The following is a 12828-nucleotide window of genomic DNA, read 5'->3' on the forward strand; positions in this document are numbered from 1 at the left end:
GCGGCGGTCATGGTCTTCCCTTGAGACCAATGCATGGACCCCTCATCGACCCGCGCCCGCAGCCGCCGCCGGCCGCCCGCGCGGTGGACGGAGGCACGGTCATGGCAGCTCCCGACGACCGGCTCGACGAACGGATCGCGGCCCTCGTGCGCCGCGACCGGCTCCTCGCGATCGGCAGCACGGTCGCGATGTGGGTGGTGCTCGTGTTCGTCTTCCTGGTCTCGGCGCCGTCGGTGCCCGGGGCCGCGTTGGTGGTGGTGCTCGGCCTGGCGATGCTCGCGCTCGGCGGGCTCAACACCGCCTCCGCCCTGGCGCTGATCCGGCGCTACCGGGCCGCGCAGGACCAGGTCTACCGCCCCGACATCGAGAACCTGGACGCCAAGCGCGCCCTGCGGGCCCGGGCGGGAGGTGCCTCGTGACCGACGACGCCGTGAACCCCGCGAGTCCCACCGGGACCGGGACGGCGCCCGCCTACCGGCCGCCCCAGCAGGCCGTCCGCGGCCAGCTCCTCGACGCGGTCGTGGTGCTGGTCCTGATCTTCGTCACGCTCTTCGCCACCACCTACCTCACCGAGGCCGCGGAGACGCCGTCGGCCGACCCCCGCCCGCTGGCCGAGCTGCCGCTGACGCCGGGCGAGCGCGTGCAGTACCAGAAGATGATCGACTCGGGCACCGCGGACCTGCCGACGATCGCGGCCGCGGTGGAGGCCAACCAGGCCAGCGCCGACAAGTACGACATCGACGTCCTGGCCCTCATCGGGACGGCGCTGCTGCTGGCCGTCTACCTGGGCTTCGTCTACCGGACCTCGTTCCGCGAGTACCGCGAGGTCATCGAGGAGAAGTTCGGTCCGCGCCCGCCGGACGGCGGGTCGGACACCGTGTCGGACACCGTGTCGGACAGGGACACCGGGAGGACGCCGTGAGCTCGGTCGCCGTGGTGGAGCTCGTCGCCTGGGTGCTCAGCGCGCTCATCGCGGGGTGGCTGCTGGTGGACATGGTGCGGGTCGCCCGCACCCACGACGAGGCGACGCTCGTCAACGCGCCGGACCCGCTCGAGGTCCCGCCGCCCGCCGCCAACGGCACCTCGGTGCGGTCCTCGTGAGCGCCACCGAGGACGCCCCGGCCGCCGTCGGGACCGGGGCGTCGGCGCAGGAGCGTCCCGCGCTGCGCAAGGTGCTCGCCCCGATGCACATCTGGGCGCTCGGCGTCGGGATCGTGCTGGTCGGCGAGTTCATGGGCTGGAACTTCGCCGTCGAGAAGGGCGGCATGTACGGCGCGCTCGTCGCGTGCTGGGTCGTCGGCCTGCTCTACACGTGCATCGTCATGATCAACTCTGAGGTCACGTCGGCCATCCCGGCCGCCGGCGGCCAGTACGCGCAGGCCAAGCACACGGTGGGCCCGCTCATGGCGTTCAACGTCGGGCTGTACCTGACGCTGGCCTACACGATGCTCGAGGCGGCCAACGCCAACGTCCTGAGCTACCTGCTGACCACCCTGTCCGGGCTGATGGGCAGTGACCAGGAGCTCTCGCCGTACCCCTTCGCGGTGCTGGCGATCCTCGCGCTCGCGTTCCTCAACTACCGCGGGGTGTTCGCGTCGCTGACGCTGAACTTCGTCATCACCGGCTTCGCGTTCGCCACGATCCTCGTGCTGTTCGTGGGCCTGCGGGCGTGGTCGCCGTCGGCCGAGCTCGACCTCGCCGGCCTCACCGGCGACGCCGCCAACGCGCTGCCCTACGGCTGGATCGGCGTGATCGCGGCCTTCCAGTTCGGCATGTGGTTCTACCTCGGCATCGAGGGCACCGCGCAGGCCGCGGAGGAGTGCCGGTCGGCGCCGCGCTCGGTGCCGCTGGGCAGCCTCGCCGGGATCATGACGCTGATCATCGCGGCGTCGCTGACCTGGTACGTCTGCGCCGGGACCCTGCCCTGGCACTACCTCGGCACGGCGATCACGCCGCTGTTCGACGCGGCGCGGCTCTCGGGCAGCGACGTGCTGGTGGTGCTCCTGCTGCTCGGCACGCTGTGCGCCACGCTGGCCTCGGCCAACGGCTGCATCAACGACGCCTCGCGGGCGTGGTTCTCGATGGGCCGCGACCGCTACCTGCCGGAGTGGTTCGGCGCGGTGCACCCGCGGTACCACACGCCGTTCCGGGCGATCATCTTCCTCGTCCCCGTGGCGATCGCCTTCGCGCTGCTGCCCGTGGTGCTCGACCAGCCGACGCTGCTGTCGGTGGTGATCACCTTCTCGATCCTGTCGGGCCTGCTGATGTACAGCTTCATGGGGCCGAGCTTCATCCGGTTCCGCCGGCTGTGGCCCGAGGGCACCATCCCGCGGGCCTACACGCTGCCGCTGCACCCGGCGCCCGCGATCGCGCTGACGGCGCTGTCGGCCGTGGTCTTCTTCGCGACGTTCCTGGGCTACGGGGCCGCGCTGATCTCGATCCTGTCCTTCTACCTGCTCGCGTCGATCTGGTTCGTCGTACGCCGGTACAAGTACGTGCGCCGGGGCGCGCAGTTCACCGCGGACCTGCCCCGGCCGCAGGGGTACTGACCGGTGTCGCCCACGACGGCCGGCGTCCTGGTGGTGCTCGCCGCCGCCGTCCTCGCCCTCGCCGTGCAGCACCGCGGAGCCCGGCGCGCCGACGTCCACGAGCGCGCCCACGTGTTCGACGCGCTGGTGCCCCGGCTCGCCGACGCCCGCCTCACCGGCGACGCCGAGCACGGCTACCCGGTGCTCACCGGGCGGCTCGACGGGCGCCCGGTGACCGCGCGGGTGGTCGTCGACGCGGTCACCCTGCGCAAGCTGCCGGCCCTGTGGGTCGAGGTCGTCGTGCACCGCGCGCTGGCGGCCGGGGGCACGCTGAACGTCCTGCGGCGCCCGACCGGCACCGAGTTCTTCTCCCCGGACGCCGGCCTCCCGCACGAACTGGCCCCGCCGCCCGGGGTCCCGCGCCCCGTCCGCGTGGCCTGCGCGTCGCCGGACCGCGCCCCGTCCACCACCGTGCTCGCGCCGGCGACGGCGCTGCTCGCGGACCCGGCCACCAAGGAGGTCGGGGTCGGGCGCCACGGGCTCCGGGTGGTGCTGCTGGTCGCCGAGGGCGACCAGACGAGCTACCGGACCGCGCGCCGCGCCGTGTTCGACCGGCCCCGCGTCGACCCCGACGCGGTGGCCCGGGCCGTGGCGGTGCTGGAGGAGGTCGGGGACCGGGTCGGCGACGTGGTCACCGCGCCGGTGGGGACGGGGGCGTGATGCGGGTCCGGCCGTGGATGGTCCTGCTCGTCGCCGTCGTGCTGCCCGGCGCCGGGCACGTGCTCGCCCGCATGCCGGTGCGGGGGCTGGTGTTCGCCTTCTACACGGTGCTGCTCGGCGTCGTCACCTGGAACCTGACGACCCCGGAGATCTCGCTGGTCGGGCGCCTCGCCGGCGGGCTGTTCGTGTACGCGATCAGCGTGTTCGACGCCTACACCTGGGCGTCTCGACGTTTCGTGCGGAGCAACGTAGTTTCGCAGCAGTAGTCATCGACCGTAGGAAGGCCCGAGTCCCATGTGCGGCATCATCGGTCTCCACCTCCGCGATCCCGAGCTGCACCCGGAGCTCGGGCGCCTGCTCGACGCCATGCTCTGCGGCGTGTCCGAGCGCGGTCCCGACTCGGTCGGCATCGCCGTCTACGGCGACGAGACGCGCAACCCCGCGGGCCACACCGCGGTGTCGGTGCTGCGGGCGCCCGGCGACCTCGCCGCCACCGTCGCCGCGCTGCTGCCCGGCGCCCCCGACGTGCGCGCACAGCCGGCGGGGGACACGACCGTGATCACCGCGCCCGTCGCCGTCGAGGCGCTGACCGCCGCGGTCGCGGCCGCCGCCCCCGACGCGCTCGTCGTCGGCAGCGGGCGCGAGCTGGTCGTCTACAAGGGCGCGGGCCACCCGCAGGACCTGGCGCGGACCTACGGGCTGCGCGACGTCAGCGGCTGGCAGGGCGTCGCCCACACCCGCATGGCCACCGAGTCCGCGATCAACCCCGAGGGCTGCCACCCGTACTCGGTCGGCGCCGACCAGTGCCTCGTGCACAACGGCTCGTTCTCCAACCACGCCACCATCCGCCGCGAGCTGCGCCGCCAGGGCGTCTCCTTCGACTCCGAGAACGACACCGAGGTCGGCGCGCGCTTCGTCGCCGCCTGCCTCGCCGAGGGCGACGACCTCGAGAAGGCGCTGCTGCGCCTCGGCGAGACCTTCGACGGCTTCTACACGCTGCTGGTGACCACCGCGGAGGGCTTCGCGGTGGTGCGCGACGAGATCGCCTGCAAGCCCGCGGTGATCGCCGAGCACCCGCGCTGGGTGGCGATGGCCTCGGAGTTCCGCGCCCTGGCCGACCTCCCCGGCATCGACGAGGCCCGCATCTTCGAGCCCGACCCCGGCAAGGTCTACACATGGCAGCGCTGAGCCGCGCCGAGGCGGAGGAGCGCGCGCCGCAGCCGGTGACGATCGACCTCGCCGAGGTCGGGGTCCGCGCGCTCAACACCGAGCTCCACGCCCCGAGCGCGGCGTCCTACGAGGTGCTCCACCCCCACGGCGCGCACTCGATCGCCGCCGGGGTCCACGACGAGATCGACGTCCACGTGCGCGGGCACGCCGGCTACTTCTGCGCGGGGATGAACCAGCTCGGGCGCGTCGTCGTCGACGGCTCGGCCGGCAACGGCGTCGCCGAGAACATGATGTCGGGCTCGGTCCGGGTGCGCGGCGACGCGTCACAGGCGGCCGGCGCCACGGGCCGTGGCGGCCTGCTCGTCGTCGAGGGCCGGGCATCGATGCGCTGCGGGATCTCGATGAAGGGCATCGACATCGTGGTCGGCGGCGACATCGGCGCGATGGGCGCGTTCATGGCCCAGGCCGGGCGCCTGGTCGTGTGCGGCGACGCGGGCGACGGGCTGGGAGACTCGATCTACGAGGCCCGCCTGTACGTGCGCGGGCGCACGGGCACGCTCGGGGCGGACTGCGTCGAGAAGCCGGTGCGCGACGAGCACCTCGCCGAGCTGCGCGAGCTCCTGGCCGCCGCGGGCCTCGACCACGACCCGGCGGAGTTCCGCCGCTACGGCTCGGCGCGCGCGCTCTACCACTTCACCACCGAGCACTCGGGGAGCTACTGACGTGAAGGACCCCGCCGAGCGGGGGTTGCGCGAGTCGGCCACGTTCGACCGCGCCACCATCGCCGCCATCCAGCACGCCGCCCGCACGGGCGTCTACGACATCCGCGGCTGGGGCGCCAAGCGCGCCGTGCCGCACTTCGACGACCTGCTGGTGCTTGGCGCGTCGATGTCGCGCTACCCGCTCGAGGGCTACCGCGAGCGCTGCGACACCGACGTCGTGCTCGGCGACCGGCACGCCACGCGGCCGCTGCACCTCGACACACCGGTGACGATCGCCGGCATGAGCTTCGGCGCGCTCTCGGCCCAGGCCAAGGAGGCCCTGGGACGCGGCGCCAGCGAGGTCGGGACGTCGACCACCACCGGCGACGGCGGCATGACCGACGAGGAGCGCGGCGAGTCGAAGACGCTGGTCTACCAGCTGCTGCCGAGCCGCTACGGGATGGACCCGGACCACCTGCGGGCCGCGGACGCCATCGAGATCGTGCTCGGCCAGGGCGCGAAGCCCGGCGGCGGCGGGATGCTGCTCGGGCAGAAGATCTCCGACCGCGTGGCCGAGATGCGGACGCTGCCGCCGGGCATCGACCAGCGCTCGGCCTGCCGCCACCCCGACTGTACCGGCCCGGACGACCTCACCATCAAGATCGGCGAGCTGCGGGAGATCACCGACTGGGAGAAGCCGATCTACGTCAAGGTCGGCGCCACCCGCACCTACTACGACGTGAAGCTCGCGGTGGCCGCGGGCGCGGACGTCGTGGTGGTCGACGGGATGCAGGGCGGGACGGCCGCCACGCAGGAGGTGTTCATCGAGCACGTCGGCATCCCGATCCTCGCGGCGATCCCGCAGGCCGCGCAGGCGCTGCGCGAGCTCGGGGTGCACCGCAAGGTGCAGCTCATCGTCTCCGGCGGCATCCGCACCGGCGCCGACGTCGCCAAGGCCCTGGCGCTGGGCGCCGACGCGGTGGCCATCGGCACCGCGGCGCTCATCGCGCTGGGCGACAACGACCCGAAGTACGCCGAGGAGTACGAGGCGCTCGGGTCGGGCGCGGGCTACTACGACGACTTCCAGGACGGGCGCGACCCCGCCGGCATCACCACCCAGGACCCGGAGCTCGCCGCCCGGCTGGACCCCGTGGAGGCCGGGCACCGGCTCGCGAACTACCTGCGGGTGCTGACGATGGAGGCCCAGACGCTGGCCCGGGCCTGCGGCAAGGCCCACGTCCGCCACCTCGAGCCCGAGGACCTCGTGGCGCTCACCGTCGAGTCCGCGGCGATGGCCCGCGTGCCGCTGGCCGGGACGTCCTGGATCCCGGGTGCCGGTCGCTAGGGTCGCGTGATGGCCCGACCGGCGAGCGAGGTCCCGGACGTGCCGCCCGGGCCCGCCGCGCGCGAGATCGCCGGCCCGGCCGAGGCCCGCGGCTGGCTCGAGCAGGCGATCGCGGTGCGCGTCCGCGAGCTGCGCCGCCTGGGCGGGGCGACGGTGGCCGACGTCGCGGCCCGCGCGGGGATCTCGAAGGCGACGCTGTCGAAGATCGAGAACGCGCAGATCTCGTGCAGCCTCACCACGCTCGCCGGGCTCGCCGAGGCGCTCGACGTGCCGGTGACGGCGTTCTTCCGGGGCGCGGAGGGCCCGCGCGAGGCCGTGCACACCCCGGCGGGCGCGGGGGCGCGCATCGTCGCCCGCGGGACGCGGATGGGGCACGACTACACGCTGCTCGGCGGCCTGCGGGGCCCGCACCAGCGCATGGAGGCCCACCTCGTGAGCCTCACCGAGCGCAGCGAGGTGTACCCGCTGTTCCAGCACCCGGGCACCGAGCTGCTCTACGTGCTCGAGGGCTCGATGGTCTACGGGCACGGCGCGTCGAGCTACACGCTGCACCCCGGCGACGCGCTGCAGCTCGACGGCGAGGGCGTCCACGGCCCCCGCGAGCTGCTGACCCTGCCGATCCGCTTCCTGTCGGTCGTGGCCCACGCCCACCCCGACGACGCGGCGCACGACGCGGGGCACGTGTGAGCACCGTGCGCACGGTGGACTGGGACGGCGCCGGCGGGGGAGCGGTCGCCGCGATCGACCAGCGCGCCCTGCCCGGCGAGTACCGTGTCCGGCGCCTCGCGACCGTGGACGCGCTGGTCGCGGCGGTCGCCGACCTCACGATCCGCGGCGCGCCGGCGCTCGGGGCGGCCGGCGCGCTCGGCGCCGCCCTCGCCGCCCGCCGGCACCCGGACGACCCCGCCCGCGTGCGCGCCGAGGCGGAGCGGGTCGCCGCCGTCCGCCCGACGGCGGTGAACCTGCGCCGCGGCGTGGAGCGGGCGCTCGCGCGGCTCGACGACGGCGCCGACGCGGTGCTCGCGGAGGCGTGCGCGCTGCTCGACGAGGACGAGGCCACCAACCGCCGGCTCGGGTGGCGCGCCGCAGACCTGCTCAGCGAGCTGTGCCCGGGGCGCCCGCTGCGGGTGCTGACCCACTGCAACTCGGGCGCGCTCGCCGCCGTCGCGTGGGGCACGGGGCTGGGTGCCGTGCGCGAGCTGGCCGAGCGCGGTCTCGTCGAGGAGGTCATCGCGTGCGAGACGCGCCCGCTGCTGCAGGGCGCGCGCCTGACCGTGTGGGAGCTGCGCGAGATGGGCGTGCCCCACCGCCTGTGCGTCGACTCCGCGGGCGCCTCGGCGATCGCGCGCGGGCTCGTCGACGCCGTGGTCGTCGGCGCCGACCGCGTGGCCGCGAACGGCGACGCCGCCAACAAGATCGGGACCTACGCGCTGGCCTGCGCGGCCGCGCAGAGCGGGATCCCGGTGGTGGTGGTCGCGCCCGACACCACCGTCGACCACGCCACGGCCTCGGGCGCGGACATCGTCATCGAGGAGCGGGCGCCCGACGAGGTGCGGGCGTTCGCGGGCGTGCCGGTCGCGCCCCCGGACACGCCCGTCTACAACCCCGCCTTCGACGTCACGCCCGCGGGGCTGCTCGCCGCGGTCGTCACCGAGTCCGCGACGTTCCGCGACGGCTCCTGGACGGGAGACCCCGCCGACGCCGTCGCCGCGGCGAACCCCGGCAGCGCGTGGGGGTCCCGGTAGGGCGCGGTGCCCGCGACCCGCGCGATCTGCACGAGCACCGACTGCGCGGACGTCGCCTGCGCGAGCCGCGAGGTCGGCACGTCGCGGGTCAGGACGTTGGGGTTGCCGTGCAGCTCGGGGCTGTCGTCCTGCGCGGGGTCGAGCGGGGTCCACCAGGCGCCGGTGGCCAGCAGCGCCACGCCGGGCACCACGTCGTCGGACACCACGGCGCCGACGTGGGTCTCGCCGCGCGCGTTCCAGACGCGCAGCACGTCGCCGTCGGCGATCCCGCGCGCCGCCGCGTCGTCCCGGTTCACCACGCACGGCTCGCGGCCGGCGACCTTCGACGCCGCGCTGACCCCGGCCATGTCGAGCTGGCTGTGCAGCCGCGTGCCCGGCTGCGGCGACAGGAGGTGGATCGGCGCCGCGGTGCTCGCGGCGCCCGCCCACTCGGCGGGCGGTAGCCAGGTCGGGTGGCCCGGGCAGTCGTCGTAGCCGAACCCGTCGATCGTCGCCGAGAACAGCTCGATGCGCCCCGACGGCGTCGCGAGCGGTGCGGCATCGGGCGCGCGCCGGAAGGCCGCGTACGGGGGCGGGGGTGCGGGCAGGTCGTAGCGGAAGTGGCCCACCGACCAGAACGTGGCGAAGTCGGGCAGGTCGTGGCCGTGCCGTGCGGCCGAGCGGCGCGCGTCCTCGTACATCGCGCGCAGCGCCGCGGCGTCGTCCCGGCCGCCCGTGTACTCCTCGGCGACGCCGAGGCGCTCCGCGAGCGCCGCGAGGATCGTCCGGTCGTTGCGCGCCTCGCCCGGCGGGTCGAGCGCGCGCTGCATCGCGACGATCCACGGGTCGCCGGAGGTGGCGGCGATGTCGTCGCGCTCGAGCGTGGTGGTGGCGGGCAGCACGACGTCGGCCATGCGCGCGGTCGGGGTCCACCAGGGCTCGTGCACGACCACGGTGTCGGGGCGCTGCCAGGCCCGGGCGAGCCGGTTGAGGTCCTGGTGGTGGTGGAACGGGTTGCCGCCGGCCCAGTAGACGAGCCGCACGTCGGGGTAGTGGTGCACGGCGCCGTCGAAGTCGTAGGCCTCGCCGGGGTGCAGCAGGGCGTCGGCGAGCCGGGCCACCGGGACGCGCACCGGGCACGGGTTCCACCGCGCCGCGAACGACGGTGTCCCGAACGGCCGGTAGGTGCTGCCGGTGCGGGCGACGCAGCCGTACCCGAAGCCGAACCCGCCGCCGCGGCGCCCGATCTGGCCGAGGTACGCGGCGAGCGCGATCACCGCCCAGTACGGCTGCTCGCCGTGCTCCGCCCGCTGCAGCGCCCACGTCGCGGTGACCAGCGTGCGGCCGGTCCGCAGGCGCCGCGCGAGGTCGGTGATCGTCGCGGCCGGGACGCCGGTGACCGCCTCGGCCCACGCCGGGGTCTTGTCGACGCCGTCGCTGTGCCCGCGCAGGTAGGCCCGCAGCCGGTCGTCGCCGACCGTGCCGCGCGCGACGAAGTCCTCGTCGACGGCGCCGTCGGCGTCGAGGCGGCGCATCAGCGCGAGCAGCAGGGCGGTGTCGCTGCCCGGGCGGATCGGCACCCACGTCACGCCCGGGTGCTCCGGGGCGTCGCTGCGCACCGGGTTGACGTTGACGATCCGGGTGCCCGCCGCGAGCACGCGCGCCAGGCCCTCGCGGGCGATGTGGTCGCCGGTGCCCCCCGACTCCATCTGCACGTTCTTCGCCGGGGCGCCGCCGAGCATCAGCAGCGTGTCGGTCTCGGCGGCGATGTCGTCCCACGTCGCGACCTGCCCGGTGACCGCGGAGGCGTCGCCGACGACGTGCGGCAGCAGGCGGTCGGCGGCGCCGTAGCTGTAGTTGGAGACCTGGCCGGCGTAGCCGCCGAGGCAGGCCAGGAAGTGGTTGAGCTGGGTCTTGGCGTGGTGCAGGCGCCCGGCGCTCGACCAGCCGTACGACCCGCCGAAGATCGCCTGCGCGCCGTGCTGCGCGCGGGTGGTCGCCAGCGCGTCGGCGACGAGGTCGAGCGCGGTGTCCCAGGAGACCTCGACGAACGGGTCCGCGCCGCGGCGCCCGCCCGTGCCGTCGAGCCAGGACCGGCGCACCGCGGGCCGCGTGACGCGGTTGCGCGCGTGCACCGCGCCGGGCACCGAGTCCAGCAGCGGCGAGGGGTCGCGGTCGCCCTCGAAGGGCACGGCCTCGGTGAGCCGGCCGTCCTCCACCCGCGGGCGGAAGGTGCCCCAGTGTGCTCCGTGGATGGGGGATCCGCTGGTGCTCACCCGAGCACCACCGCGTCCCCGCGGCGCACGGGTCCGCCGTGGAGGACCTCCGCGTAGACGCCCGCGCAGGGCAGGACGCCGAAGCCGGGGACGTCGACGCGGTTCGCGGTGAGCAGGGGGCGCAGGGCCTCGGGGGCGCGGGGCAGGTCGCCGTGCTCGAGCGTGGGCACCGAGCAGCGCGGGGTGGGCAGCACGACCCGCAGCGTCGCCCCGCCGACGGTCAGCTCGCGGCCCACCCAGTCGGTCTCGGCGAACGGGTCGGTGTCGGCCTCGACGACGAGGTTCGGCCGGTAGCGCGCGGGGTCCATCCCCAGGTACGCGAGCGTCGTGGTCGTCACGAGGTGCACCGGCGCGTAGTCGACGAACGTGTCGGCGGCGCTGCCCTGCGAGATCTCGAGGGTGGGGGCGGCGACCGTGGCCTCGACACCGTGCGCGAGCACGTCCTCGGGGTCGGGGCGCTCCACCTCCGACCCCGCGGGCCGGGCGGCGGCGACGGTGACGGCGCGCCCGAGGTCGGCGGTGAGGTCCTCGGCGAGGCGGGGGTCGTCGACGTCGCGGACGTGCCCGTCGGGCGCGGTGACACGCACGCCGCCGTCGGCGCCGCTCGCGGAGTACTGCAGGAGCCGGCGCCACAGCCGCGGGTGCTTGGCGGTGGCGACGTAGCCGGTGGCGGCGTCGAGCAGCCCGTAGCGGCGGTCGAGGGGCAGGCCCGCGGACCCGAGGAGGGCCTCGTCGAGCTGCTCGCCGAGCATCGACTTCACGGGATAGCGGGACAGCGTCGCGACGCGCACGTCATCGCCCCTGGGGTCGTCGGGGGAGGACGGGCTTGAGGTCGACGACGGGCGTGCCGTCGAGGGCCTCGAGCGCGTCCACGTGGAGCCGGACGCCGTCGACCTCGAGCACCCGGGTGGTGTGCAGGCCGAGCGGGTTCGGGCGGTCGGGCGAGCGGGTGCTGAACACGCCCGTGGGTGGCCGGGTGGTGTCGTCGCGGGGGTGGGTGACGAGCACGTCGCGGTCGGCCTCGTGCAGCCACGTCACCACGACCAGCTCGTCGCCCGCGCGGAGGTCCGCGGCGGCCGGGGCCACGTCGTCGTCGAGGACGATCCAGGCGTCGGGGGCGCCCTCATCGGCCTGGCGGGGGGCGGCGGCGCGGTCGGTGAGGGTGGACCGCACCGTCCCGATCACCCGCAGCTCGCCCGTCACCGCGCCACCTCCGTCAGCCGGCCGGCGACCGCCGCGGCCACCCGCTCGGCCTCCCGCTCGAGGTGCCGGCACGGGGCGGGGGAGCAGGGACCGTCGCCCGGGGCGGCGACGGTGAACAGCGCCGGGTGGCCGGCGGGCAGGCCGAGCTGCTCGTGCGCGGGCGGGCCGGCGTCGGGGTCGTCGGTGACGACGAGGACGTCGAGATCGCGGACCGTGCCGTCGGTGAGCGCGAGGCCGCGGGGCACGACGCGGGCGTCGCTGACGAGCTCGACGTGGTCGGGGCCGAAGGCCTCGAGCCACCCGTCGTCGAGGGCGACCGGGCCGGGCGCGCCGTCGGGCACGAGGAGCGAGGCGTGCCCTGGGTCGGCGAGGCGGGCGCGCATGGCGTCGCGGTCGGGGGCCGGGGCGACCGGCGGCGGGCCGTCGCGGAGCTCGGCGAACCGGGCGCGGTAGGCCTCGCGCTCCCGCCAGCCGTAGTGCGGGTTGTCGCGGCGCACGACCTCGCGCGGGCGGTCGGCCACGACGGTCAGGTGCGCCACGACGTCGACGATCCACGGCACCAGCTGGACCGCCGCGCCGGTCGTCCCGAGCACCCCGACCCGCCGGCCGGTGAGGTCGTGGCGGTCCTCGCGCCAGGACGCCGTGCGCAGCACAGTGCCGGCGAACGCCGTGACGTCGGCCGGCGTCTCCCGCGGCCGCCGCCCGGTGCAGGCGATCAACGACCGGGCGTGCACCACCGCGCCGCGGTCGGTGTGCACGGTCCAGCGTTCGCCGTCGTGGTGGGCGCCGGTGACGGTCGTCGACAGCGCGACGTCGCGGCGCAGCCCCAGCCGGTCGGCGGCGAAGCGGAACCAGCGCTGCACCTCGTAGCCGGCGGGGTGGCGCTCGCTCCAGCCCCACTCGCGGAACAGCCGCTCGGAGAACGCGTACTGGTACAGGTGGCACTCGGTGTCCAGCCGCGACCCCGGGTACGCGTGCCACCACCACGTCCCGCCGACGTCCCCCGCGGCGTCGTAGGCGCGCACGCGCAGGCCCCGCTCGCGCAGCAGGTGCAGCACCGCGAGGCCGCTGAAGCCGGCGCCGACGACGAGGGCATCGAGGTCGTGATCGGTGCCGGGCACCGGCTCACGATCGTCGCTCGCCCGCCCGCACGACAAGGGG

14 protein-coding genes and 1 pseudogene are annotated in these 12828 nt (G+C 75.5%); 11 read left to right on the forward strand and 4 right to left on the reverse strand.

Annotation, left to right across the window (positions count from 1 at the left end; translation table 11 throughout):
- Positions 1 to 101: 101 nt before the first annotated feature.
- Genes ACQPX6_RS06580 through mtnA form a run of 11 tightly spaced genes read left to right on the forward strand, consistent with a single transcriptional unit; the run spans position 102 to position 8209 of the window.
- Positions 102 to 419 carry a hypothetical protein gene (locus ACQPX6_RS06580; RefSeq protein ID WP_433786328.1) on the forward strand — a complete coding sequence of 106 codons (318 nt, stop codon included), beginning with the start codon at positions 102 to 104 and terminating at the stop codon, positions 417 to 419.
- On the forward strand, positions 416 to 922 hold the full coding sequence (locus ACQPX6_RS06585; protein WP_433786329.1) for a hypothetical protein: 507 nt from the start codon (positions 416 to 418) through the stop codon (positions 920 to 922). The genes ACQPX6_RS06580 and ACQPX6_RS06585 overlap by 4 nt, the downstream gene beginning before the upstream one ends.
- Positions 919 to 1101, forward strand: coding sequence for a hypothetical protein (locus ACQPX6_RS06590; RefSeq protein ID WP_433786330.1), 183 nt, complete (start codon positions 919 to 921; stop codon positions 1099 to 1101). Before ACQPX6_RS06585 ends, ACQPX6_RS06590 begins: the two co-directional genes overlap by 4 nt.
- The gene (locus tag ACQPX6_RS06595; RefSeq protein WP_433786331.1) at positions 1098 to 2549 is read left to right on the forward strand and encodes an APC family permease; all 1452 of its coding nucleotides are present in this window, start codon (positions 1098 to 1100) and stop codon (positions 2547 to 2549) included. Before ACQPX6_RS06590 ends, ACQPX6_RS06595 begins: the two co-directional genes overlap by 4 nt.
- A gap of 3 nt (positions 2550 to 2552) precedes the next feature.
- Positions 2553 to 3248, forward strand: a complete 696-nt coding sequence (locus ACQPX6_RS06600; protein WP_433786332.1) for a hypothetical protein — start codon at positions 2553 to 2555, stop codon at positions 3246 to 3248.
- Positions 3245 to 3514, forward strand: coding sequence for a hypothetical protein (locus tag ACQPX6_RS06605; RefSeq protein ID WP_433786333.1), 270 nt, complete (start codon positions 3245 to 3247; stop codon positions 3512 to 3514). The genes ACQPX6_RS06600 and ACQPX6_RS06605 overlap by 4 nt, the downstream gene beginning before the upstream one ends.
- Before the next feature lie 28 nt (positions 3515 to 3542).
- Entirely contained in the window at positions 3543 to 4436 is an 894-nt protein-coding gene (locus tag ACQPX6_RS06610; protein WP_433786335.1) for a glutamine amidotransferase, read from the forward strand.
- Complete coding sequence (locus tag ACQPX6_RS06615; protein WP_433786336.1) at positions 4424 to 5140, forward strand: glutamate synthase; 717 nt, start codon at positions 4424 to 4426, stop codon at positions 5138 to 5140. Before ACQPX6_RS06610 ends, ACQPX6_RS06615 begins: the two co-directional genes overlap by 13 nt.
- A gap of 1 nt (position 5141) precedes the next feature.
- Positions 5142 to 6464 carry an FMN-binding glutamate synthase family protein gene (locus ACQPX6_RS06620; protein ID WP_433786337.1) on the forward strand — a complete coding sequence of 441 codons (1323 nt, stop codon included), beginning with the start codon at positions 5142 to 5144 and terminating at the stop codon, positions 6462 to 6464.
- Positions 6465 to 6473: 9 nt separating this feature from the next.
- On the forward strand, positions 6474 to 7151 hold the full coding sequence (locus ACQPX6_RS06625; RefSeq protein WP_433786339.1) for a helix-turn-helix domain-containing protein: 678 nt from the start codon (positions 6474 to 6476) through the stop codon (positions 7149 to 7151).
- Positions 7148 to 8209 carry an S-methyl-5-thioribose-1-phosphate isomerase gene (mtnA, locus tag ACQPX6_RS06630; RefSeq protein WP_433786341.1) on the forward strand — a complete coding sequence of 354 codons (1062 nt, stop codon included), beginning with the start codon at positions 7148 to 7150 and terminating at the stop codon, positions 8207 to 8209. Before ACQPX6_RS06625 ends, mtnA begins: the two co-directional genes overlap by 4 nt.
- A 47-nt stretch (positions 8210 to 8256) precedes the next feature.
- Here mtnA and ACQPX6_RS06635 read toward each other — a convergent pair.
- The 4 genes and pseudogenes from ACQPX6_RS06635 to ACQPX6_RS06650 form a co-directional block, all read right to left on the reverse strand.
- Positions 8257 to 10464: pseudogene (locus ACQPX6_RS06635) on the reverse strand (molybdopterin-dependent oxidoreductase); the annotation flags it as partial.
- Positions 10461 to 11255 (reverse strand): MOSC domain-containing protein, encoded by a 795-nt coding sequence (locus ACQPX6_RS06640; RefSeq protein ID WP_433786342.1) that lies wholly within the window; start codon positions 11253 to 11255, stop codon positions 10461 to 10463. The pseudogene ACQPX6_RS06635 and the gene ACQPX6_RS06640, both read right to left, overlap by 4 nt.
- A gap of 1 nt (position 11256) precedes the next feature.
- Entirely contained in the window at positions 11257 to 11667 is a 411-nt protein-coding gene (tsaA, locus tag ACQPX6_RS06645) for a tRNA (N6-threonylcarbamoyladenosine(37)-N6)-methyltransferase TrmO (protein ID WP_433786344.1), read from the reverse strand.
- Complete coding sequence (locus ACQPX6_RS06650) at positions 11664 to 12788, reverse strand: flavin-containing monooxygenase (RefSeq protein WP_433786345.1); 1125 nt, start codon at positions 12786 to 12788, stop codon at positions 11664 to 11666. Before ACQPX6_RS06650 ends, tsaA begins: the two co-directional genes overlap by 4 nt.
- Positions 12789 to 12828 lie beyond the last annotated feature (40 nt).

It is taken from the genome of Actinomycetospora sp. CA-101289, from assembly GCF_050955895.1.
GTDB lineage: Bacteria > Actinomycetota > Actinomycetes > Mycobacteriales > Pseudonocardiaceae > Actinomycetospora.

What these genes read in the sequence shown, in the direction of transcription:
- ACQPX6_RS06580 (WP_433786328.1), top strand. Translation starts at nt 102, where the DNA reads ATGGCAGCTCCCGACGACCGGCTCGACGAACGGATCGCGGCCCTCGTG.
- ACQPX6_RS06610 (WP_433786335.1), top strand. Translation starts at nt 3,543, where the DNA reads ATGTGCGGCATCATCGGTCTCCACCTCCGCGATCCCGAGCTGCACCCG.
- ACQPX6_RS06615 (WP_433786336.1), top strand. Translation starts at nt 4,424, where the DNA reads ATGGCAGCGCTGAGCCGCGCCGAGGCGGAGGAGCGCGCGCCGCAGCCG.
- ACQPX6_RS06625 (WP_433786339.1), top strand. Translation starts at nt 6,474, where the DNA reads ATGGCCCGACCGGCGAGCGAGGTCCCGGACGTGCCGCCCGGGCCCGCC.